Source organism: Ruegeria sp. C8, assembly GCF_056537565.1.
Genome location: NZ_JBQFRV010000001.1, coordinates 323,183 through 346,461, shown reverse-complemented (window position 1 = coordinate 346,461; position 23,279 = coordinate 323,183). Strand labels below are relative to the sequence as shown.

The window sequence follows — 23,279 nt, the reverse complement described above, 5'->3', positions numbered from 1 at the left end:
AATCACCCATGGTATTGTGATTAAAAAATGGGCAAGTGATGATTTTGCAGGCTTGATGGCCGTCGTTTTGTTGTTCATATGCTTCGAATTCGATATCAAATCCGCAATTGCCCAAGGATTAAGCACGTTGACGCTGCACCTCGCCGACAAAACCGTATCTCCGCCTGTGTTACTGGCCCCGATGGCTGGAATCACGGATCGCCCGTTCCGCGATCTGGTGATGCGCTTTGGCGCGGGCATGGTGGTCAGTGAAATGGTCGCCAGTCAGGAAATGGTTCAGGCCAAACCTGGCGTGCGCGAGCGGGCCGAGCTGTCGGCAGATGTGGAGAACACAGCGGTTCAGCTGGCCGGGCGTGAGGCGCATTGGATGGCTGAGGCTGCCCGTCAGGTGGCAGATCGTGGCGCGCGCGTGATCGACATCAACATGGGCTGTCCGGCCAAGAAAGTGACCAACGGTTATTCCGGCTCGGCCTTGCTCAAGACACCGGATCACGCCCTGAGTTTGATCGAGGCTGTGGTTGAGGCCGTCGATGTCCCCGTGACGCTAAAAACGCGGCTTGGATGGGATGACGCGTTGCTGAACGCGCCTGACGTGGCGCGCCGGGCCGAGGAGGCGGGGGTCCAGATGGTCACGATCCACGGGCGGACACGCTGTCAGTTTTACAAAGGCCATGCCGATTGGCAGGCAATCCGAGCAGTGAAAGAGGCGGTCTCAATCCCTGTCATCGCCAATGGGGACGTCGTGGATACGGATGCGGCCCGCACAGCGCTGAAGCAATCGGGCGCGGATGGCGTCATGGTTGGCCGAGGGGCGCAGGGCAAGCCATGGCTGCTGGCGCAAATCTGCCATGAGGTCTATGGCACCGATGCGCCGGAGATCCCCGAAAACGCGGATCTGATCGACATGGTGCGCGCGCACTATCAGGCGATGTTGAGTTTTTACGGTACCGACCTTGGCCTCCGCGTCGCTCGCAAACATCTTGGCTGGTACATGGATGACGCCGGAACGCCTGCGCCTCTGCGTCGCGCAGTCCTGACCTCGCGCGATACGGATGAGGTGCTGCGCCTGTTGGGCGATGCGCTTGAGAGTCAGCAGGGAGTGGCCGCATGACCTCGGATCAGAGCATCTGGAACTCGCTACCCGTTCCAGCCTTCATCATCGACCAAGACGACAGGATTTCGGATGTGAACTCCTCGGGCGAAGGGTTTCTGAACGCCTCGCGCAAGTCGGTGATCGGCCACCCCGTCTGGGATCAGATCGCCGTTGATGCGCCGCTAGAGGAAGCCTTTGACCGCGCGCGCGCTCAGGGAACGCCTTTGTTCGTCAACGATGTGGACGCGGGGTCGGGCAACCGCGCACCGCTGCAATGTGCCTTACAGATTGCGCCGCTGGTTGGGCATCCCGGATCGATGATCATGATAATATCCCCGCGCGAATTGGCGGGGCGTATGACGCGGGGCAATACGGTCAAATCCGCCGCGCAATCCGCCATCGGAATGGCCGAAATGCTGGCGCATGAGATCAAGAACCCACTGGCGGGGATCACGGGTGCCGCGCAATTGCTAAGCATGAATATCGCGCCGCAAGACCTAGAACTCACGGATCTAATCGTTGCCGAAAGCCGCCGGATCGTAAAGCTGTTGGAGCAGGTCGAGCAGTTCGGAAACCTGCAGCAACCGGATTTCAAGCCGGTGAATATCCACGATGTTCTCGACCGCGCCCGCCGTTCGGCCTTGTTAGGCTTCGGCGCGGATATGGCCATTGTCGAAGACTATGACCCCTCGCTGCCGCTGGCCTTTGGGGACCCGGACCAACTTCTGCAAGTTGTTCTGAACCTGTTGAAAAACGCCTCCGAGGCGGCGGGTCCGCAGGGAGGTACAATCCGCCTGCGCACCTATTTCGAACATTCCTTCCGCCTGCGCCGCAGCGATGGATCGGGGCACTCGCTGCCGCTGCAGATCGAGATCATCGACGATGGTCCGGGCCTGCCGGAGAAAATCCGCAGTGACATCTTTGACCCCTTTGTCTCGGGCAAGGAAAACGGGACAGGGCTGGGGCTGGCCTTGGTCAGCAAGATCATCTCGGACCATGACGGCTGGATTTCCGTTGATTCCGTGCCGGGGCGGACCGTTTTCAAACTGTCGCTGCGCCGTGCGCCGGCTGAAAATAAAAAACTTAAAGAGGAGAGTATCTGATGGATGGCACCGTTCTGGTCGCGGATGACGACCGCACGATCCGCACCGTTCTGACACAGGCTCTGACGCGCGCCGGATGTAAGGTGCATGCCACATCCTCGCTGACCACGCTGATGCGCTGGGTTGGCGAAGGCAAAGGGGACGTGGTGATCTCGGACGTGGTCATGCCGGACGGCAACGGTTTGGAAATGCTGCCAAAGATCGCCGAGGACCGGCCGGGATTGCCGGTGATCGTGATCTCGGCTCAGAACACGATCATGACCGCGATCCAGGCGGCCGAGGCGGATGCTTACGATTACCTGCCCAAGCCGTTTGACCTGCCGGATCTGATGAAGCGGACGGCGCGAGCTTTGGAGCAGAAGCAACGCCTGCAGAGCGATCCCGAACCTCAAGAGAATGAGCGCCCGGATGAGTTGCCTCTGGTCGGGCGCACGCCGGTGATGCAGTCGCTATATCGTCTGGTGGCGCGGGTGATGAACACCGATCTCTCGGTTATGATTTCTGGTGAAAGTGGGACCGGTAAGTCACTGATTGCGCGGGCTATCCATGACTTCTCGGATCGTCGGACGCTTCCGTTTGTGACGGCAACTGCGGCTGATTTGCGCGACCTCGAAGGCCCCGCACGCGTTATGGCGCGGGTGCGTGGCGGGACGCTGCTGATTGATGAGATCGCCGATATCGATGACGAGATTCAGGCGCGGATCGTGAGGATGATGGATACGCCAGGCGACCACGTGCCCCGCTTCATGGCGACCAGCCAATCGGATCTGACTGCCGGGATGGAGGGCGGGCGTATCCGTCAGGACCTCTACTACCGCCTTTGCGGCGCAACGATTCACGTTCCAGCCCTGCGCGAGCGAGTGGATGATATTACCCTGTTGGCCGAGCATTTTCTGGCCCGTGAGGAAAAGGACCTTGGGTCCAAACGCTGGCTCAGCGCTGATGCGGTTGAGTTGGTCCGGCGCTATTCCTGGCCCGGCAACGTGCGGCAGTTGGAGAACGCGATCCGCAGGCTCAGTCTGACCAGCCGGTCCGATGAGATTTCGAAAGCCGAGGTTGAGATGGTTCTGGGCAGCCAGCCCGAAGCCGAGCCCGTTCTGGGCGGAGGAGAGCGTGAGAAGCTGGCAACGTCGGTTGAGCGCCATCTGCGCCGTTATTTTGATTTGCATGGAAATATGTTGCCGCCTCCGGGCCTGTATCAGCGCATTTTGCGCGAGGTTGAGGCGCCGTTGATCGAAATTGCACTGGAAGCCACCGGCGGAAACCAGGCAAAATGCGCGGATTTACTTGGGATTAACCGAAATACGCTGCGGAAAAAGATCACGGACCTCGATATTCAGGTGACACGCCGTCGCAAACTGATGTAATATCGCCACACAAAGCGTGGCATTCGGGTATCGCCCGGGAATAGACCACGAGATATGGCGGTTCGCTGCGAAAGCAGCACATCAGGATGAGGGCAGACGGTGGCAACCCGGGCACAGAGCGGGATTCTCCCATCGGTTAACCGGTGGCGCAGATCCCGGAAACTGCGCAATTACAGCACCTTCGGGCTGGTTCTTCTAGGGCCAGTGTTGGCGCTTGCGACGTATCTTGTCATTGGTCCGTTCGATCTGGGCGCAACTGCCCCGACGTTGCGCCTGATTCTGCTCGCCGACCTTGTTTACGTGCTGGTCGTTGCGGCCCTTGTGCTGGGGCAATTGGGTAGTCTGATCGCAGCGCGGCGGGCCAAATCGGCTGGCTCGCGCCTGCATTTGCGTTTGATCGGCGCGTTTACACTGCTGGCGTTGGTGCCGACGGTGACGGTCGCGATCTTCGCTGGTCTGACGGTGAATATCGGCCTTGAAGGCTGGTTCTCGGACCGGGTTCGGCAGGTTGTGGGATCGTCCCTCACCGCAGCTGAGGCGTATGAGCTTGAGCACCGGCAGGGCTTGACACAAGACGCCGCCGTTCTGGCGCTTTTCCTCGATAATGCGCGCGCGCGCGATTTTTACATCTCGGACGCCGAGCTGCGTGAGGTTCTGGCGCAGGGGCAGGCTCAGATCCAGCGTGGCCTGCGTGAGGCCTATGTAATAGACGGCGACGGTGAGATCCGGTCGCGCGGTGATCGCTCTTACCTGTTCAACTACGAAGCGCCGACCCCCGAGCAGATGGCCGCAGCCACAGAAAGTGGCCTTCTGATCATCGCGGACTGGCAGAACAACGAATTTCGCGCGCTGGTGCCCTTGCAGGCGTATCTGGACCGATACCTCTATGTCAGTCGTGAGGTCGACGGCCAATTGCTGACGCTGCTGGATGACACCAAGGAAACAGCTCAGTTCTATCAACAGCTTGAAAGCGAACGCGGGCGGGTGCTGTTCGAGTTCGGTCTTCTTTATCTGGGCTTTGCGCTGATCTTGATCCTTGCCGCGATGTCGCTGGGGATGTGGTTCGCGGAACGCCTCTCGCGGCCCGTGGGGCGCCTGACCACAGCGGCGCAGAGGGTCGGGGCGGGCGACCTGAGCGTGCAGGTGATCGAAGAGGCCAGCGATGACGAAATTGCTATGCTGGGTCGCTACTTCAACCAGATGACACGGCAGCTGAAGGGCCAGCGGGACACGCTGCTCGAAAACACTCGCCAAATCGAAAGCCGCCGACGCCTGTTCGACTCGGTGCTGAGTTCGGTGACCTCGGGCGTTGTGGGCGTGGACCCGGAAGGGTGCGTGACCTTCGTCAACCGCTCAGCCGAGCGGCTGCTGGATTGGTCCCGGGGCGAGGAGCATCTGGCCATCGGCATCGCGGTGCCTGAATTCCTGCCTCTGTTCGAAAGCCTGAAAGACAGCGGACAAGAGGCCGTGCAAGGTGAGATCAAGGTCACCCGCAAAGGCCAGCTGGAGAACCTGCTGGTACGGATGGCCACGCGGCGGGGCGAGGATGGCGGGCTTGAGGGCTATGTTGTCGCCTTTGATGACGTCACCGATCTGGTCAGCGCGCAGCGTATGGCCGCGTGGGGCGATGTGGCCCGGCGGATTGCACACGAGATCAAGAACCCTCTGACCCCGATTCAGTTGAGCGCTGAGCGGATCAAGCGGAAATTCTCGCGCAAGCTGGATGAAGAGGATTGCGATATCCTTGTCTCCATGACCGACGTGATCGTGCGTCAGACCAATGACTTGCGCCGGATCGTGGATGAGTTCTCGAAGTTCGCGCGCATGCCCGAGCCTGAACGGAGCGAAGAAGATGTTGTTGCGCTGGTGCGCGAGGCGGTGCTGCTGCAACAGGCTGGTCAACCCGAAGTGCAGATTGATGCGGATCTTCCAGACCAACCGATCCCGGTGGATGTGGACGCGACAATGCTAAATCAGGCCTTCACCAACCTGATCAAGAATGCCGGGGAAGCCATTGAAACCCTGATAGAAAAGGGCGCTCCTGAAAACCTGAAGCCGCAGATCAAGGTGGCTGTCTCCAGCGACGATGCTGGGACTATCATCACCATCGCGGATAACGGGATCGGGCTGCCGGAAGACCGTGCGCGGTTGTTTGAGCCCTATGTAACCACACGCGACGAAGGGACCGGGCTAGGCCTGCCTATCGTCAAGAAAATCATCGAAGAACACGGCGGAGCGCTGACGCTAGAAGACGCGCCCACCTTTGACGGACAGGACCATTTCGGCGCGATGGCTGTGATCCGTTTACCGGGGGCGAACCTCCCACCCAATTCAGCGCCACAGAAGCAGGCGATTAAAACCAACATAATGAAAGCAGGCCAAAGATGAGCGACATTCTGATCGTAGATGACGAACGCGATATTCGCGAACTGGTGTCCGACATTCTGGAGGACGAAGGCTATTCAACCCGACTGGCGGCGAACTCGGATGAGTGCATGTCGTCTATTAATTCCGAGCCGCCGGGGCTCTTGATCCTGGATATCTGGCTGAAAGACAGCCGCATGGACGGGATTGATATTCTGAAGGCGGTAAAGCGCGACAACCCGGATGTGCCGGTGGTGATTATTTCGGGTCACGGAAATATCGAAATCGCCGTCGCCGCCATCAAACAGGGCGCGTATGACTTTATCGAAAAGCCCTTCAACATCGACCAGTTGATGGTCGTGATCCGCCGCGCGATGGAGACCTCGCGCTTGCGTCGCGAAAATGCCTCGCTGAAACGCAAAGAAGTCAGCTGTTCGGATATGATCGGCAAATCGGCCTCGTTCCGGGCGATGCAGGGCCAGCTGGACAAGGTCACCAAGTCGAATGGCCGCGTGATGCTGAGCGGTCCGGCCGGGTCGGGGAAGGAAATCGCGGCGCGCTATGTCCACGCGCATTCCAACCGAGCCAACGCGCCCTTCGTGACGGTCAACTGCGCCGGGATCGAACCAGAGCGGGTCGAAGAGGTTCTGTTCGGGCGCGAAAGCAGCGAGCGCGGCGTAGAGCCGGGCCTGCTGGAAGAAGCGCATGGCGGCGTGATCTATTTCGACGAAGTGGCCGATATGCCGTTGGGTACCCAGTCCAAGATCTTGCGGGTTTTGGTCGATCAGCAATTCCAACGCGTTGGCGGCTCGGACAAGGTGCGGGTCGATCTGCGCGTTATTTCCTCGACCAATAAAAACCTCGATGATGAGATCGTGGCCGAGCGGTTCCGCGAAGAGTTGTATCACCGCCTGAACGTTGTCCCGATTGATGTACCATCGCTTGAGGACCGTCGCGAGGATATTCCGGTTCTGGCACAGCATTTCATCGAAATGTGCAATGAAACTCAGGGCTTGCCGGTTCGGGAGCTGTCCGAGGAAGCGGTTGCTCTGCTGCAGACCATGACATGGCCCGGCAACGTCCGTCAGTTGAAGAACCTGATCGAGCGTGTCCTGATCCTCGGCGATGGCACGGGTCCGATTGAGGCGCGCGAGCTGCCGAGCGATGAGGACAAGGCTGAGGATTCGGGTCGTGTGGTCCTGTCCGGGGCACTGGCCACTCTGCCACTGCGCGAGGCGCGTGAAGCGTTTGAACGGGAATACCTGCTGACCCAGATCAACCGGTTCGGTGGCAATATCAGCCGCACGGCCAGCTTTGTCGGGATGGAGCGCAGCGCGCTGCACCGCAAGCTGAAATCGCTGGGCGTTGTGACCTCGAACAAATCGGGCGCGCGCGTTGCCCAAATTGATGAGCCGGAACCGGCGGAGTAATCTGCCGGGAGGATCACGATGGGTATTGGCGCACCAACCTCGGGCAAGCAGTTAGAGAGTCGGGGCTATCCGGGCTTCGGCAAACGCCTGAAACGGTTGCGCCGATCCGTCGGGTACAAACAGGCCTATCTGGCCGAGCTGCTTGAGGTGGATCAGGCCACTATCTCGCGTTGGGAGAGAGGCGGGCAGACGCCGCCTCCGGACACGCAACAAGCGGTCTTTGCCGCGCTTGGTCCAAAGCGATCGGATGACAGTGCGTTGCGGCGCTTGGTGCTGAATTCCTCCGATTGCCTTCATCTAGTCGAAGAGGCGAGCCACAAGTGCCTTGCCTATTCTGCCAGTCGGTCAAGGGACTGGAAAACCAGCCAGAACGCGCTTTTGGGCGTGTCGCTCTGGCAGTTTGCGACCGAAGAAATCCAGAAGGCCGAGGCCGAGTTGGAGGCCGAAGGATGGTGGGATACGCACACGCCCGCGCCCAAGGCCTTCCAGACCTCCGAAGCGATCCACGATCGTATTCGGATCAGTGCCGGAGAAATCTTCTGGGAACGTCTCTACCTGTCTGACGGCACGCCGGTTCGTCTGGTCAGCGGGACAAAAGCGGGCGCATAATTTATGCGTTCCGTGGGCTGAGCAGGCGCTGTAGAAGCGCTCCATGATACAAGCATCTCAGGTTCTTCTTCTCTGGTTGGCCGGTCTGGGCGCGGCCACGCAATTTGCCAAGATTGCCGTGCCGTTTCCTGAGCTTGTGTTGCTTTATGCCAGCCATGCCGAGAGCATGGGGTGGCTGTTGTCAATCATCAGCCTGTTGGGCGCGGTTCTGGGTGCTGTGTCCGGTGCCGTCGTCGGGCGCGTTGGGGCGTTGAAACTGCTTATAGGCGGGTTGTGTCTGGGCGGCGCGCTGTCGATCTTTCAGGCGAGCCTTCCCGGGTTTTACACCATGCTGGCCACCCGGTTTGTTGAGGGGGTCTCACATCTCGCCATCGTTGTCGCAGCACCCACGTTGATCGCTCAGATCACCAGCGGCAAGGCGCGCAATATCTCGATGGTGTTGTGGAGCACATTCTTCGGTGTGGCCTTTGCGCTGAACGCCTGGATCGGCCTGCCGGTCGTTGAGCATTTCGGGCTGCCCTTTTTCTTCGCTCTGCACGGTGGTCTGATGATCACCATCGCGGGTCTGATCCTGCTTTGTGGACTAAACGTTCAACCATCTCAGGGTGCTGCCCCTTGGCGTTGGGTCGAACTCTTTGACGTGCATCTGCGCACCTACCAGTCGCCCTTTGTGTCGGCCCCGGCCATAGGCTGGTTCTTCTACACTTTAACCTTCGTCTCTTTGCTGGCCATCCTGCCGGGTCGGCTGCCCGAGGAGCATGCCGCGACGGTTGCGGGCCTCATGCCTTTGGCGGGCATTGTTCTGAGCTGGCTCGCGGTCCCGATCCTCTTATCCCGCATGTCCTGCGTCGCGGTCGTCAATCTGGGATTTGCGCTCGGAATGTTGGCTATCGTCGGCGTTTTTCTCGGCGTGCCGCTCGAACTTGTTTGTATATGTTTGTTTGCGGTGCTGGGCCTGGTGCAAGGGGGTAGCTTTGCCGCCGTGCCGATCCTGAACCAAACGCCCGAGACGCAGGCCCTCAGCTACGGCGCTATGGCGCAGATGGGCAATGCGGGGAACCTGTTGGGAACGCCTGTTCTGTTGGCTGTCCTTGGGCGGACGGGCGAGGCCGGTATGTTGATCACAGTGATCGGAATCTACGCGGTTGCGATCCTTGCGCATGTCGCATTGGCGCGAAAACGAGCGCTCCGTCAGCCGGCCTGACCGGGCGTGATGATCTGAAACGACCCGTCATCGAATTTGACGAAGCAAGATTCCGTATTCAGCGGAGGCAGGGTCGTTGTGCGGGTTGCCGGAACGCGGGATTTCACCCCGGATTTGCAGGGCGGCAGGCTGACAGGGCGAAACCCTTTCTGCGCCATGCACTGTGCCTCAACCGTGTTGCGAAGGGGTTGGTTGACGTCGACCGTGTATATGCGCCCAGGCTCCCACCAACCGCCCGACCGATAGCACCGTCCGCTTCCGTCGCAATAGGTGCGGCCCGGCCAATAGGTCGGCGGACCCTGACGGACCTGGTTGGCAACCGGTGCCTGTTCAAGCGCCTGAACCTTACACTGAGTGGTTTGTTCCTGCATCTTCGACACGCTTTCCCCCTCGCGATAGTATATGGAAAGCGGGCCGCAGGCGGTCAGCAGCATCACTGGAACAAGCAGGGGAACGAGTGTTTTCATATGCTTATTCTGCCCGAAAAGGTCGGGTATGACAATTCAATTGACCCTCTCAGGACCATCTGTCATTCAAAGATTTCAGGCAGAAGGGCCAGAAACATGAAGGTCATCATTTGCGGTGCGGGTCAGGTTGGCTGGCAGATCGCGCGGCATCTATCGGGCGAGCTGAACGACGTCACGGTGGTGGACAACAACCCTGATCTTGTGCGCCGGGCGACGGAAACGCTGGACGTGCAGGGGATTGCGGGCTTTGCCAGCTACCCGGATGTGCTGGAACGGGCAGGGGCGCGCGATGCCGACATGATCATCGCCGCGACCCACTCGGACGAGGTGAATATGGTCACCTGCCAGATGGCCCATTCGGTTTTTGCCATCCAGCGCAAGATCGCGCGTTTGCGGTCGCAATCCTACCTTCAGGCGATCCACTCGGACCTCTATCGCCGCGACCACCTGCCAATTGATGTGGTGATCAGCCCCGAGCGTGAGGTCGCCGCCGCCGCTATGCGCCGCTTGTCAGCCCCGTCCGCCTTTGACACCGAGATGTTCATGAACGGCAAGGCGCAGCTGCTGGGCATTCGGATCGACGAGGATTGCCCGATCGTGAACACGCCTCTGCGGCAATTGACCGATTTGTTTTCCACCCTCAGTTCGATCGTGGTCGGGGTCCGGCGCGAGGGCAGCCTGTTTGCGCCTGAATCCGAAGATCAGCTGTTCGTTGGTGATGAATGTTATGTCTTCACCAGCGTGAAGGATGTCGACCGGACGATGGAGGTGTTCGGCAAAGCGCAAAAGCGGCAAGACCGTGTGGTGATCGTCGGCGGCGGTAATGTCGGGCTTGAGGTCGCGCGAACGCTGGAAGAACGCGAAAGCCGCGTGAGGGCCAAGATCATCGAACGGGATCGCCATTGTGCCGAAAAAGCCGCCGAAGCGCTTGAGCGGACCATTGTCCTGCATGGCGACGGGCTGGACTCGGCTTTGCTGAACGAGGCGGGCATTGAGCGTGCCGATGCGATGCTGGCCGTCACAGATGATGACCGTACCAACATGCTGGCCGCCGTGCGCGCCAAGGCCGAAGGCTGTGCGCTGGCGATTGCGTTGATCAATGACCCCAGTATGGTCGCGTTGATGGGGCCTCTGGGCATTGACGCCTATATCAACCCACGGGCCACGACCGTCAGCTCGATCCTGCGCCATATCCGGCATGGACGGGTGCGGCAGGTCTATTCCATCGGCGACGCCGAGGCCGAAGTGATTGAGGCCGAGGTGCTTTCGACCTCGCCCATGGCCGGGCAGAAACTGCGCGACATCGACTTCCCCGAGGGTGTTCTGGTTGGCGCTGTTCTCAAAGGCGATGAACTGTTGCGCCCAACGGGCAGTCTGCGGATTGACGAAAAGGACGTGCTGTCGATCTTTGCCATGGCTAAGGACGTCCCCGAGGTCGAACGGCTGCTGCAGGTTTCGATTGATTTCTTCTGATGGCGCGTGTGGTCACAGCTCGGATCGGGGTATTGCGGCGCTTGCCGCTGTTTCTGCTGATCTGGGGAATTTCGGCGCTGTCTATGTGGGTGCCAGCGGGCTATGCGCTGGCGCTGGATGATCACGATACCTCGCGGTCTTTCCTCTATTCCGGGTTGCTTGGGTTGTTTCTGGTATCCGCAATTGCGCTGGCGGCCTCGAACCGGGTGCCGCGGCGGGGGACGCTGGGGCAGTTGGCGGTGCTACTGGGTTGCTTCACCATTCTGCCGATCTTTCTGGCCATCCCGTTCCACGACGCGCTTGGCAATACCACCTTTCTGAACGCCTATTTCGACATGGTCAGCGCCTTGACCACGACCGGAGCCGACCTGTTCCCCGACCCCAACCGCCTCAGCGCACCGTTGCATCTGTGGCGCGCGCTGGTGGGCTGGATGGGAGGTCTGCTGATGTGGATCGCCGCCGCTGCGATCTTGGCACCGTTGTCACTGGGCGGGTTCGAGGTCACGGCACGCGGTCAACCCGGTCGGCCGGTCTCGGGCGTGGCCCAGAGCGAACAGGTCGATCCGCGTGGCCGCCTGTTGCGTGTGACCCGCACCCTGACGCCGATCTATGCGGGCCTGACCGCCGTGGTCTGCATCCTGTTGTTGATCGCCGGAGAGCAGGGCCTGACTGCGATTTGCCATGCGATGTCGGTGATGGCGACCTCGGGTATCTCTCCTGTTGGCGGGCTGGAGGGCGCGCAGGCGGGCATCACAGGAGAAATGATCCTGTTTCTGTTTTTGCTTTTCGCCCTGTCGCGCCTGACCTTTTCAACCGACACGGCCGCCAGCGGCTTTGCCCGGCTGGACAAAGACCCCGAGTTCCGGATCGGGCTGTTCATCGTGTTGGCTGTCGCTGTGCTGCTGTTCTTCCGCGTTTGGGCAGGGGTGAATGAAATCGGAGGCCAGCTGGAACCCTTGCAAGCCCTACACGTCATTTGGGGTATGCTGTTCACGGGCCTTGCTTTCCTGACCACAGCTGGGTTCGAGAGTGCCAATTGGAACGATGCCCAGCAGCTTTCGGGTCTGGGGACTCCGGGGTTGGTTCTGATGGGGCTGGCGCTGGTGGGCGGCGGTGTCGCGACCACGGCAGGTGGGGTCAAATTGCTGCGGGTCTTTGCGCTCTACCTCAATGGTGCGCGCGAGATTGACCGGCTGATCCACCCGTCCTCGGTCAGTGGTACCGGCGGCGGCAACCGCCGCATTCAAAGCGACGGAGCTTTCATCGCGTGGATCTTCCTGATGATGTTCGCGCTGACCCTTGCCCTGTTTAACCTCCTACTGGCCCTGATGGGGTCGGGGTTTGAGCAGGCCATGGTGCTGAGTGTCGCTGCTCTCAGCACAACCGGACCGTTGATCGAGCTTGCGACGGATGTCCCGATCCGCCTGGTTGACCTGTCGGGCGGGGCCAAACTGACACTCTGTGCGGCGATGGTGATCGGTCGGCTTGAGACGCTGGCGATCATCGCGCTGATCACGCCGACCCTGTGGCGGGATTGAACCACTGCGCGTGCCCGGCGTTACTGCCTGATTTTTCGTCTGGAATATCTGTGCGCGTCACTCCATACTCTGCCAGAGGGAGCGCGTTGGTCCGCAGCGCGTAGCAAGAACAATGGCGAGTTAATAAAATATGGCTTCGGACAGACAGAATCTGCAGGACGCGTTCCTGAACAATGTACGGAAAGCAAAAGTCCCGGTCACGATTTTCCTGATCAATGGCGTGAAATTGCAGGGTGTGATCACTTGGTTCGACAATTTCTGCGTATTGTTGCGCCGCGACGGACAGTCGCAGTTGGTCTACAAACACGCGATTTCAACCATCATGCCATCGCAGCCGATCAACCTGTATGAGGGCGAAGACGCCTCTTGATGGAACATGAAAGGAAGCGCACCCGGGCCTGGGTGCTGCATCCTGAAATCAAATCAGATGAACAGCGCCGCGTCCCCGGACCCGCGCTGGAAGAGGCGGTGGCACTGGCTGCCGCATTGCCCGATCTGGATGTGATCGGGTCCGAGATCGTGCGCCTGCCGCGCGCCCAACCGGGTCTTCTGTTCGGCAGCGGCAAGATCGACGAACTGGCCGAACGGTTGCACGATAGCGAGGTCGAGCTGGTTCTGATCGACGGCCCCGTGACACCGGTTCAGCAGCGCAATCTAGAGAAAGCATGGAAGGTCAAGATCCTCGACCGGACGGGTTTGATCCTTGAGATTTTTAGCGACCGCGCACGTACACGTGAAGGTGTTTTGCAGGTCGAGATGGCCGCGCTCAGCTATCAGCGCACACGGCTTGTCCGGGCTTGGACTCACCTGGAACGTCAACGGGGCGGGTTGGGTTTTGTTGGCGGCCCCGGTGAGACTCAGATCGAGGCCGACCGCCGTGCCATTGATGAGCAACTGGTGCGTTTGCGTCGGCAACTGCAAAAGGTGGTCAAAACGCGCACGTTGCATCGGGCCGCGCGGGCCAAGGTGCCGTATCCGATCGTTGCCCTGGTAGGCTATACCAACGCGGGCAAATCCACCCTGTTCAACCGCCTGACCGGGGCTGAGGTGATGGCCAAGGACATGCTTTTCGCCACGTTGGACCCGACCATGCGCCGCGTTGTTCTTCCCGACGGCCCCGAGGTGATCCTGTCGGACACGGTGGGTTTCATCTCGAACCTGCCGACCGAGCTGGTCGCTGCGTTCCGGGCAACGCTTGAGGAAGTTCTGGGCGCGGACCTGATCGTGCATGTGCGCGACATCAGCCATGACGAGTCACAAGCGCAGGCCGATGACGTTCAGGCCATCCTCACCTCATTGGGTGTGGATGATGAGCGGCCGATGTTGGAGGTTTGGAACAAGACAGATCTGCTGGAAGCGGATGAGCGCGAGGCGGTTTTGGCGCGCGCTGACCGCGATCCGTTGATCTTCGCGATCTCGGCCGTGACCGGGGAAGGGATCGCGCCTCTGCTGGCTGATATCGCGACAAAACTGCAGGGGGTCCGGCGCGAAACTACTCTCTCGCTGAGCTTCGCCGAAGGGAATAAGCGCGCGTGGCTGTTCCGACAAGATGTGGTTCGATCCGAAGAGCAGACGGAAGACGGGTTTGAGATTACGGTACTTTGGACCGACAAACAGGCGGCGCAGTTTGCCGGGCTTTGAAGGCTATTTGCCGTCGATTTGTCTTTGATAGTCCTCGGCGTCAAACCATCCCAATGAGGACCGTACTTTGTGGTCTTCGGTCAACTCCCACTCTTCCCAACCTCGCGTGACCACGTGATTGCCGGTTTCCGCATGGTGCCCTTCAAGGGTCCAGACAAAGATCGCATGTGACCCGGCCCAGCGGAGCATGTCGCAACGGACCTCGAGGTCGGGAAATTCGGCATAGAACCCTCGGGCCATCTCGGCGATGGCGTCCCGGCCTTTGAGAGGGTCGCCTCGGTTGATGATGATCTGCCCGTCAGGTGCATAAAAACTTGCGACCGAATCTGGGTCGCCCGAACTCCAGGCGATGGCATAGTCGCGCGCAAGCGTGTTCAGAGTATCCCGTATGCTGGCCATGATCCCCCCCTTTAGATGCGGTTTCGCCTGATTATGGTAGGACGAAACCACAGATCATGCCACGGCACCTCGGAATTCGGGGCGGGGAATTGCCAAGTGGGCGGATTATTGCGGGGTGAGGGTGGTGACACCCACCGCGGCGGCCCGCGCCAGATCAATGTCGAGGGACATCGGGATATACTCTCCGCGCCGCCACAGCTGCGCCTGATCGTCATAGTAGCGAGACAGGAAATGCCCGGACTGCCCGGTTGCGGTGATAAAGACCGAACTGTCGGGATCAGCGAAATCGTAGACTCCGCGATAGCCAGCACCATGCACGTTCAGGAAGGGATCGGGGCCTTCACCCGAGGTCCGTCCACGCAGCAGAGTGTTGTCGCCTCCGCTGGTCGATTGGCGAATGTTAACGAAATAGCGCAGGACCGGAACCCTCCCAAGAACCGGATGATCATGGGTGGCCTGATGGGCATCGCCCCAGCGAAGGGATTCCAGCGTGGTGCCGTAGGTCTCGGCGATCCAGATCAGCGCGTCGTCCAACGCCAGCTCTGCCATGTCCGAGCAGGTCTCGACCGGGGCGCTTTGGCGTACGTCACACCAGACCGACGCGCCATCAATGTCGCGGTAAACCCGTTCGATGAAGAGAGGTTCGACATGTTTGAACTCACTGGCCAGCGGGCCGAGTTCATCGCCGATCAGGCGGATCTGCAAGGCACGCAGCCAAGCGGCATAGATCAATGGCTCTGGCAGATGTTCGTTCATCTCGCCATTCCAGTCGGCCAGCAGGGACAGGGCGATCTGGCGCTGGCGCTCGGGCGTGCCTTCGGGGGCCGAGGCGCCGGTGAACCAAAGATCAGCCCCGATCAGCGGTAGCAGCGAGCGCGCGGTGAAACTGACGGTGTCCAGTTGTGCTTCGATAAAGCTGTCGCGGGTATGGACCTCGCGTGATTGCATCAGCCGTTCCCAGCGGTGAACGCGCTGCGTGTCACCCCATTCGAATGAGACATGGTTGGGAAATGGACGGTCGATAATCTTATTGTTGGTATTGCCCAACAGACCACCGGCGGGTGAGGTGAACTCGGGGTTGGTGGCATAGGGCATGCGGCCTTGCCACCGGTTTTCCGCAATCCAGCCGGGCGTTGGAATGCGCCCTTTGCTTTGGTTCAGGCGGTCGCGCTTAGGGACTGCTCCGATCAGTTTCAGGCCAATCGTTTCGGTGTCGACCAGGGACAAGTTCTGCGACGGCGCGATGAATTTCTCTGCGACGTCAACGGCTTCGCGCACGGTATCAGCGTTCATCAGCGCCATTGAGGCGCTCATCGACGTGTCATTCGGGCTGAGTGCGGTCCAGGACAATGACGCGACATGTCCGGGTGGCGTTATCGTCTCCAGATCATAGTGGCTGCCGGGAAGAACCGGGCCATTTTCCGTCCAGCGCAGGGTCAGAGTGATGGGGGCTTCGTCCTTGATTTCGATGATCGAAGGACGGCTTTGGAATTCCTTGAACCCGTCGGGGGTCAGGTATTCCTCGGGATTGTCAGGGTTGAGCTGCTCGATATGCAGGTCTTGATCGTCCAGATAAGAGGAGGTCAGGCCCCAGCCCAGACGGTCGCTGCGGCCGCTCATCACGGCGGGAATACCAGGGATCGTTGCACCGATCACGCCGCCCTTTGCAAGGTCCAGATGCGCGAGGTACCAAACTCCGGGTGCGGTGAAACCCAGATGCGGGTCGTTGGCCAGCAGGGTTCCGCCACTGGCCGAGCGGGACGGCGCGGCAACCCATGCGTTTGACGCTCCGGCTAGACCACGTTTGGGGAATGGCGACAGCGGCGTATCCGGCATAGGCGCCCCAGTGGCATAGCGCGGCAGGCCGGGAAACAACTGGGCATATTCGGGCAGGGCGGCGATACCAGCACCGGGCACGTCCGGCAGAATGTCGGCCAGCCGCGCCGGATCGTCCAGCATCAGCGAGGTACGGGCGCGCAGAACCTCATCTTTCAGGTGGCCCGACAGCTGTAACCCCATAAGTTTGATCACGGCGAGGCTGTCGCCTGGTTGCCAAGGAGAGACTGGGGCGTTGAACAGAAACATCTCAGGCGCGCCACGGCCCAAAGCCTCTTCGTTGATCTGTCTGAGGCGGGCGTTGACTCCTGCGGAATAGGCGCGCAGCGCGGCCTTTGTGTAGTCGTCCTGCGCCTCGACCGAGCGATGGGCCAGACCGTAGAGGTCAAGCCTACGCAGCAGCTTGTCGATGGCAACGGTGCGCGCGCCAAAGACCTCGGACAGACGGCCTTGGGCGGTTCGGCGCATAACGGTCATCTGCCACAAACGATCCTGCGCGTGCGCATAGCCCAAGCCAAAGAACACATCCGGGTCGGTTTCGCCAAGAATATGGGGCACGTTTGCCGTATCACGAATAATCTCAACCGGGGCAGTGACACCCTGTACCTCAAGGGTTTGGTCGTATTCGGGCAGCGATTGGCTGGCCAGAAAATAGACCAGTCCGATGGCGGCAAGTACCAGCAGGACAAGACCCGTGGTGATGCGTATCAACCAGCGAAAGACAAGAGCCATGGACGTCCCACTTGTATTCGTTCTTCACGTGGCGAGAGGTTACTTCAAGGCCGCCCCGACCGAAAGAGGAACACTGCGGAAACCTGCCTTGAAGTGGCAATGAAAAAGACCCCGCCCCAAGAGGGGACGAGGTCCTTCAGTGAGGGGCGTGGTAGTGCAAAATCAAGGAATGATGCGGGTGTATTTGATGCCTTCGACGGTTGCGCCGATCTGCAGGCCCGCCTGGCCAAAGATGGCTGCCAAGACCGGGCTGAGCAGGGTTGTCGTATCGGTCGACAACTGGTCACCCTGATCGCTGACCACGTAGCCGATATCGGCACCGGCGGTCCACCCGCTGGAGCGGCGGAAGTCGTTCAGTGCGTCCTCGGTCATGAAGAACAGGACATGTGCGTATTGCTGCGCGCCGATCTGCAGACCCGCGGTGCCTTTGACGGCCGAGTAATAGTCAACCGTGGCACCATTGATGCGCAGTGCGCCCTGACCATACCCGCCGCCGAATACGAACCCGGCCTCGGTGATCAGGGGCATGACCAGCATGCCATTGGCTTTTTCTGCGATCTCGACCGTGTTGGGGTAGCGGGCAAACATCTCAGTCAGGGTGGCGTCGACACGGGCATCAAGGGTGGCCGCGTTCGAGTTTCCGACGCCGTTGCCGCAGGCTGCGGTCAGGGTCAGACCTGCCATGCCCAAGGCAAAGCCGCGACGGTTCAGTCGGGGAAGGGTGGAACTGCTCATGGTTTTTTTCTCTGTAACTGTGCCTGATACGTCGGGTGTTCCCGATCTTACGTGCAAGAATACGCCGATTGGCCCTGCATGTCACGACAAAGCTGCCACGGCCCGCGAAACAGTCGGCGAAAAATCGCGAGGTGCCGGGGTTTTAGCCTTGAAGAACCCGTGCGACCTGCGGCGCGAAATACGTCAGGATTCCGTCGCAGCCTGCGCGTTTGAACGCCAGCAGACTCTCCAACATCACCTTGTCGCCGTCGATCCACCCGTTCTGCGCGGCCGCCTGGATCATCGCGTATTCGCCCGAGACCTGATAGGCGTAGGTGGGCGCACCAAACGTGTCTTTCACGCGGCGGCAGATATCCAGATAGGGCATGCCCGGCTTGATCATCACCATATCGGCCCCTTCGGTCAGGTCGCGCTCGATCAAGCGCAGGGCCTCGTTCGAATTTCCAGGGTCCATCTGATAGGTTTTCTTGTCGCCGGTCAGGGCGCCAGAGGCACCAACCGCATCGCGGAACGGGCCGTAAAAGGCGCTGGCGTATTTCGCGGCATAGCTTAGGATCATCACGTTGTGATGACCCGCCGCCTCAAGCGCCAAGCGCATCGCGCTGATCCGGCCATCCATCATGTCTGACGGACCAATGATATCGGCCCCGGCCTCGGCCTGCGCGAGGGTCATCTTGACCAGCGCCTCAACGGTCTGGTCATTCACGATCTCGCCATCCACTACATAGCCGTCATGGCCGTTGATATTGTACGGATCCAGCGCAACATCGGTCATGACCGCGATATCCGGCGCCACGGCCTTGATAGCACGTATCGCGCGGTTCGAGAGGTTGTCAGGGCTCCAGGCCTCAGCGCAATCCTCGGTCTTGAGCGACGCATCAGTATAGGGAAAGATGCAGATCGCGGGGACTCCAAGGGCTTGCGCTTCGACCGCTGATTTGGCAATCAAGTCGACCGACCGCCGCAACACGCCGGGCATCGAGGGCACGGGCTCTTCAATACCTTCTCCATCGCGCACGAAAACCGGCCAGATTAGATCGTCGGTGGTCAGCGTATGCTCACGCACCAGCCCGCGGATCGCATCGGACTGACGCGCCCGGCGAAATCGGGTTTGGGGGTAGGGGGCGATGGTCGGTTTCATGGCGCGTCCTCCTTGAACATTGCCGCATTGGGTGGCATGAATCCGCCAAGGGCTCAAGGGCATCAATGGACGCGCCATCGCGACAGACCCCCCCCTGAGGATTGTGAATAAAGGGCTGCGTTTGGACTGGTACGCTAAGATTTTCGAACTCATCGACATGCGCAGCTTTTCGAATCTGTGGTTCTGGATTGTTCTGGCGGTGATCTGGTCTTCGGCCAGTCACTGGTCGATGGGGGTACCCTACGACATGGTAGTCCGCGCCCGCCGGGTCGGCGGCCAGCTTGAGGTCGACCTGCTGGACATCGTGCGCATCAACACCAACCGTATGCTTTATTATGTCGAGGTGTCGGGCATGGTGATGTTGGCAATGGCCTGTTTCGTCTTTACCGCACTGGCGACGCTCGGCTTTTATTATTGGGTCGAGTTTGCACAGGCCGTGTTCCTACTGTTGTTTCCCCTGGTGATCGTGACCTTCATCAACATCTTTCACGCACGCCTTTTGCGGCGGCACGAGCTGACTTTGGAGCGCGTCTCCAAGACGCTGTCACGATGCCGCCTGTATACGCAGATCATCGGCATGATCTCGATACTGGTCACTTCGATGTGGGGCATGTATCAGAACCTTTCAATCGGCGTTCTGGGATAGCGAAATCTGAAAGGGTCAGGGATGAAGGCTCCGAACCACGTGACAGTCGGCGGCGCCCCCGAAGGGTATGATGCACAGCTTGTCCTGAACGAGATCGCGCGTTCTGGTGGGCCGGTTTGCCATGTGGCACGAGATGACAAGCGGCTCGAGGGGATGCGCGCAGCACTTGCGTACTTTGCCCCTGATGTGCCGGTTTTCGTTTTCCCCGGTTGGGATTGTCTGCCCTATGACCGGGTCTCGCCCAACGCGGATATCGCCGCAGCGCGGGTGGCGACGCTAGCAGCGCTGGTCCACCAGATGCCCGAGCGTTTCGTGCTGCTGACCACACTGAATGCCGCGACCCAACGCGTGCCTGCGCGCGAGGTTCTGCGCGAGGCTGCCTTTACCGCTCGCGTCAACCAACGCGTGGACGAAGACGCCCTGCGCAAGTTCCTGGTGCGGATGGGGTTCACCCAAAGCCCGACCGTGATGGAGCCCGGAGACTACGCGATCCGGGGCGGGATCATCGACATCTTCCCTCCGGGCGAATCCGGCCCCATCCGGTTGGACCTGTTCGGAGACGTTCTGGACGGCGCGCGCCGCTTTGATCCGGTCTCGCAGTGCACCACCGAAAAGCTTGACGTGATCGAGCTTGCCCCCGTATCCGAGGTTATTCTGGACGAGGCCGCCATCACCCGGTTCCGTCAGAACTATCGCATCGAATTCGGCGCGGCGGGCACGGATGATCCGCTCTATGAGGCCGTCAGTGCGGGCCGAAAACATCAGGGCATTGAACATTGGCTGCCGTTCTTCCACGAAAAGCTGGAAACCCTGTTCGACTATCTGCCGGAGGCGACGATTTCTCTGGACGATCAGGTCTCACCCGCGCGTCTGGCGCGGTGGGATACGATTGCCGATCAGTATGAGACACGGCGGCTGGCGCTGGAAAACCGCTCACGCATGGATACGGTTTACAAGCCGACACCGCCGGGTTTGCTTTATCTCGATGACGCGGCGTGGGATCGGGCCGTGGGCGATCGGCGCGTGCTGCAATTCAGCCCTCTGCCGCAGGCCAGCGGACCCGGCGTGATCGACGCGGGCGGGCGGATCGGGCGGAACTTTGCGCCCGAACGCCAACAGGAAAGCATCAGCCTGTTCGGTGCTCTGGCGGATCACATCAAGGGCAAGCTGGACAAGGGGCCGGTGCTGATCGCGTCCTATTCCGAAGGCGCGCGAGAGCGTCTAACCGGCTTGATCGAAGACGAAGGTCTGGCCGAGGCGATCCCGGTCACCGATGGTACGCGCATCGGCAAAAGGGGCCTCCATCTGGCGGTCTGGGCCTTGGAACATGGGTTTGAGACGGCTGACCTGACCGTGATTGCGGAACAAGACGTTCTGGGCGACCGCCTGATCCGTCAGCCCAAGAAACGCCGCAAGGCCGAGAACTTCCTGACCGAGACCCAATCCCTAAGCCCCGGCGATCTGGTCGTTCATGTTGACCACGGCATCGGTCGCTACATGGGGATGGAGGTCGTCACAGCCGCCGGTGCGGCACATGAATGCCTGCTGCTGGAATATGCCGAAGCAGCCAAGCTGTACCTGCCGGTCGAGAATATCGAGCTGCTGTCCAAATACGGCCACGACGAAGGGCTGCTGGACCGTCTGGGCGGCGGCGCGTGGCAGGCGAAAAAGGCCAAGCTGAAAGAGCGCATCCGCGAGATGGCGGACAAGCTGATCCGCATCGCGGCCGAACGCGCCCTGCGCAAAGCTCCCGTGATGGACCCACCGCCCCACGCGTGGGAGGAGTTCAGCGCGCGTTTCCCCTATCAGGAAACCGACGACCAGCTGCGCGCAATCTCCGAGGTGATGGAGGACATGCATTCCGGCGCGCCGATGGATCGTCTGATCTGCGGCGATGTGGGCTTTGGCAAGACCGAAGTCGCCATGCGCGCGGCCTTTGTCGCCGCCATGTCAGGCGTGCAGGTAGCCGTCGTTGCGCCGACCACTCTGCTTGCTCGTCAACACGCAGCCTCGTTCAAGGAACGCTTCCGAGGCTTCCCTCTGGAGGTCCGGCAGCTATCGCGTTTTGTTTCGGCGAAAGAGGCGCAACAGACTCGAGACGGGCTGGCGCGCGGGACAGTCGATATTGTGATCGGCACCCATGCTCTGCTGGCGAAAGGTGTCCGTTTCAACAATCTCGGCCTGCTGATCATCGACGAGGAACAGCATTTCGGCGTTGGCCACAAAGAGCGCCTGAAACAACTGCGCTCGGATATCCACGTTCTGACACTGACCGCAACGCCCATCCCTCGGACGCTGCAACTGTCACTTACCGGAGTGCGCGACCTGTCAATCATTGGCACACCACCCATCGACCGACTGGCGATCCGCACCTACGTCAGCGAGTTCGACGCTGTGACGATCCGCGAGGCATTGCTGCGCGAACACTATCGCGGTGGGCAAAGCTTCTACGTTGTGCCGCGCATCTCGGATCTGCCTGAGATCGAAGAGTTCCTGAAGGAGCAATTGCCAGAACTGACATACGTCGTCGCTCATGGGCAGATGGCGGCAGGTGAACTCGACGACCGCATGAACGCGTTCTACGATGGTAAATATGACGTGCTTCTGGCGACGACCATTGTGGAAAGTGGGTTGGATATCCCAACGGCCAACACCATGGTTGTGCATCGGGCCGATATGTTCGGCCTCGCGCAGCTCTATCAGATCCGAGGTCGGGTCGGGCGCTCAAAAACCCGCGCCTATGCCTACCTCACAACCAAGCCGCGCCAGAAGCTGACCGCCACCGCCGAAAAGCGCCTGCGCGTTCTGGGGTCGCTCGATACGCTGGGGGCCGGGTTCACGCTGGCCAGTCAGGACCTCGATATTCGCGGGGCCGGAAATCTGTTGGGCGAAGAACAATCCGGCCAGATGCGCGATGTGGGCTATGAACTCTACCAGTCGATGCTTGAAGAGGCGATTGCCAAGATCAAGGCCGGCGAGATGGAAGGGCTTTCGGACGCCGATGACCAATGGGCGCCTCAGATCAATCTGGGCGTACCGGTACTGATCCCCGAGGATTATGTGCCTGACCTCGATGTCCGCCTGGGCCTCTATCGCCGTTTGTCATCGCTCTCGACCAAGGTCGAACTTGAGGGCTTTGCCGCGGAACTGATTGACCGCTTCGGGGCGCTGCCAAAAGAGGTGAACACCCTGATGCTGGTCGTCCGCATCAAGGCCATGTGCAAGCGCGCGGGTATTGCAAAACTGGATGGCGGGCCGAAAGGGGCGACGATCCAGTTTCACAATGATAAATTCGCCTCGCCGCAAGGGTTGGTCGAATTCATCCAGAACCAGCGCGGCATGGCGAAGGTCAAAGACAACAAAATCGTTGTGCGGCGCGACTGGAAGAAAGACAGCGACAAGATCAAAGGCGCTTTTGCGATTGCGCGTGACCTTGCTGAGAAAGTCGTGGCAGAAAGAAAAAAGGCCAAAACAGGCGGATAGTTAGGAAGGGGGGCGCTG

The 23,279-nt window shown here is 60.2% G+C and carries 18 protein-coding genes; 13 read left to right on the top strand and 5 right to left on the bottom strand.

The window, feature by feature from the left end; translation table 11 throughout:
• Positions 1 to 127 precede the first annotated feature (127 nt).
• The 7 genes from dusB to ACR0KL_RS01685 all read left to right on the top strand — a co-directional run bounded on the left by dusB (position 128) and on the right by ACR0KL_RS01685 (position 9,170).
• Positions 128 to 1,111, top strand: a complete 984-nt coding sequence (gene dusB / locus ACR0KL_RS01715) for a tRNA dihydrouridine synthase DusB (protein ID WP_480554428.1) — start codon at positions 128 to 130, stop codon at positions 1,109 to 1,111.
• Positions 1,108 to 2,196: an ATP-binding protein gene (locus ACR0KL_RS01710; protein WP_170676181.1), complete on the top strand. Its 1,089-nt coding sequence runs from the start codon at positions 1,108 to 1,110 to the stop codon at positions 2,194 to 2,196. The genes dusB and ACR0KL_RS01710 overlap by 4 nt, the downstream gene beginning before the upstream one ends.
• Positions 2,196 to 3,563: a response regulator gene (locus tag ACR0KL_RS01705; protein ID WP_170373863.1), complete on the top strand. Its 1,368-nt coding sequence runs from the start codon at positions 2,196 to 2,198 to the stop codon at positions 3,561 to 3,563. The genes ACR0KL_RS01710 and ACR0KL_RS01705 overlap by 1 nt, the downstream gene beginning before the upstream one ends.
• 99 nt (positions 3,564 to 3,662) lie before the next feature.
• Entirely contained in the window at positions 3,663 to 5,951 is a 2,289-nt protein-coding gene (locus ACR0KL_RS01700; protein WP_480776585.1) for a sensor histidine kinase NtrY-like, read from the top strand.
• Complete coding sequence (gene ntrX, locus ACR0KL_RS01695; RefSeq protein WP_170676179.1) at positions 5,948 to 7,357, top strand: nitrogen assimilation response regulator NtrX; 1,410 nt, start codon at positions 5,948 to 5,950, stop codon at positions 7,355 to 7,357. The genes ACR0KL_RS01700 and ntrX overlap by 4 nt, the downstream gene beginning before the upstream one ends.
• Before the next feature lie 18 nt (positions 7,358 to 7,375).
• Positions 7,376 to 7,966 carry a helix-turn-helix domain-containing protein gene (locus tag ACR0KL_RS01690; RefSeq protein ID WP_170676178.1) on the top strand — a complete coding sequence of 197 codons (591 nt, stop codon included), beginning with the start codon at positions 7,376 to 7,378 and terminating at the stop codon, positions 7,964 to 7,966.
• A 43-nt stretch (positions 7,967 to 8,009) separates the two neighbouring features.
• Positions 8,010 to 9,170: an MFS transporter gene (locus tag ACR0KL_RS01685; protein ID WP_480776584.1), complete on the top strand. Its 1,161-nt coding sequence runs from the start codon at positions 8,010 to 8,012 to the stop codon at positions 9,168 to 9,170.
• On the opposite strand, the gene ACR0KL_RS01680 is transcribed toward ACR0KL_RS01685, so the two are convergent.
• Positions 9,158 to 9,637, bottom strand: coding sequence for a hypothetical protein (locus tag ACR0KL_RS01680; protein WP_170641851.1), 480 nt, complete (start codon positions 9,635 to 9,637; stop codon positions 9,158 to 9,160). The genes ACR0KL_RS01685 and ACR0KL_RS01680 overlap by 13 nt on opposite strands.
• Positions 9,638 to 9,733: 96 nt before the next feature.
• On the opposite strand from ACR0KL_RS01680, the gene trkA reads away from it, so the two are divergent.
• The 4 genes from trkA to hflX all read left to right on the top strand — a co-directional run bounded on the left by trkA (position 9,734) and on the right by hflX (position 14,289).
• Positions 9,734 to 11,110, top strand: a complete 1,377-nt coding sequence (gene trkA, locus ACR0KL_RS01675) for a Trk system potassium transporter TrkA (protein ID WP_170676176.1) — start codon at positions 9,734 to 9,736, stop codon at positions 11,108 to 11,110.
• Positions 11,110 to 12,648 carry a TrkH family potassium uptake protein gene (locus tag ACR0KL_RS01670; RefSeq protein WP_170676175.1) on the top strand — a complete coding sequence of 513 codons (1,539 nt, stop codon included), beginning with the start codon at positions 11,110 to 11,112 and terminating at the stop codon, positions 12,646 to 12,648. Before trkA ends, ACR0KL_RS01670 begins: the two co-directional genes overlap by 1 nt.
• A gap of 130 nt (positions 12,649 to 12,778) precedes the next feature.
• Positions 12,779 to 13,018, top strand: a complete 240-nt coding sequence (hfq, locus tag ACR0KL_RS01665) for an RNA chaperone Hfq (protein WP_005982826.1) — start codon at positions 12,779 to 12,781, stop codon at positions 13,016 to 13,018.
• Positions 13,018 to 14,289: a GTPase HflX gene (gene hflX, locus ACR0KL_RS01660; RefSeq protein ID WP_170676174.1), complete on the top strand. Its 1,272-nt coding sequence runs from the start codon at positions 13,018 to 13,020 to the stop codon at positions 14,287 to 14,289. Before hfq ends, hflX begins: the two co-directional genes overlap by 1 nt.
• Before the next feature lie 3 nt (positions 14,290 to 14,292).
• Here the strand turns inward: hflX and ACR0KL_RS01655 are convergent, their stop codons facing one another.
• The 4 genes from ACR0KL_RS01655 to hemB all read right to left on the bottom strand — a co-directional run bounded on the left by ACR0KL_RS01655 (position 14,293) and on the right by hemB (position 19,132).
• The gene (locus ACR0KL_RS01655; protein ID WP_170676173.1) at positions 14,293 to 14,688 is read right to left on the bottom strand and encodes a nuclear transport factor 2 family protein; all 396 of its coding nucleotides are present in this window, start codon (positions 14,686 to 14,688) and stop codon (positions 14,293 to 14,295) included.
• Positions 14,689 to 14,793: 105 nt separating this feature from the next.
• Positions 14,794 to 17,256, bottom strand: a complete 2,463-nt coding sequence (locus ACR0KL_RS01650; protein WP_170676172.1) for a penicillin acylase family protein — start codon at positions 17,254 to 17,256, stop codon at positions 14,794 to 14,796.
• Positions 17,257 to 17,418: 162 nt separating this feature from the next.
• Complete coding sequence (locus tag ACR0KL_RS01645) at positions 17,419 to 17,991, bottom strand: lipid-binding SYLF domain-containing protein (RefSeq protein ID WP_170373852.1); 573 nt, start codon at positions 17,989 to 17,991, stop codon at positions 17,419 to 17,421.
• A gap of 142 nt (positions 17,992 to 18,133) precedes the next feature.
• Positions 18,134 to 19,132 carry a porphobilinogen synthase gene (gene hemB, locus ACR0KL_RS01640; protein WP_480776583.1) on the bottom strand — a complete coding sequence of 333 codons (999 nt, stop codon included), beginning with the start codon at positions 19,130 to 19,132 and terminating at the stop codon, positions 18,134 to 18,136.
• A 121-nt stretch (positions 19,133 to 19,253) separates the two neighbouring features.
• Between hemB and ACR0KL_RS01635 the strand changes: the two genes are divergently transcribed.
• Together ACR0KL_RS01635 and mfd are read left to right on the top strand one after the other, a co-directional pair.
• The gene (locus ACR0KL_RS01635) at positions 19,254 to 19,778 is read left to right on the top strand and encodes a component of SufBCD complex (protein WP_480776582.1); all 525 of its coding nucleotides are present in this window, start codon (positions 19,254 to 19,256) and stop codon (positions 19,776 to 19,778) included.
• Positions 19,779 to 19,799: 21 nt separating this feature from the next.
• A complete protein-coding gene (gene mfd / locus ACR0KL_RS01630) occupies positions 19,800 to 23,261 on the top strand; it encodes a transcription-repair coupling factor (protein WP_480776581.1) in 3,462 nt (1,153 codons plus the stop codon).
• Positions 23,262 to 23,279 lie beyond the last annotated feature (18 nt).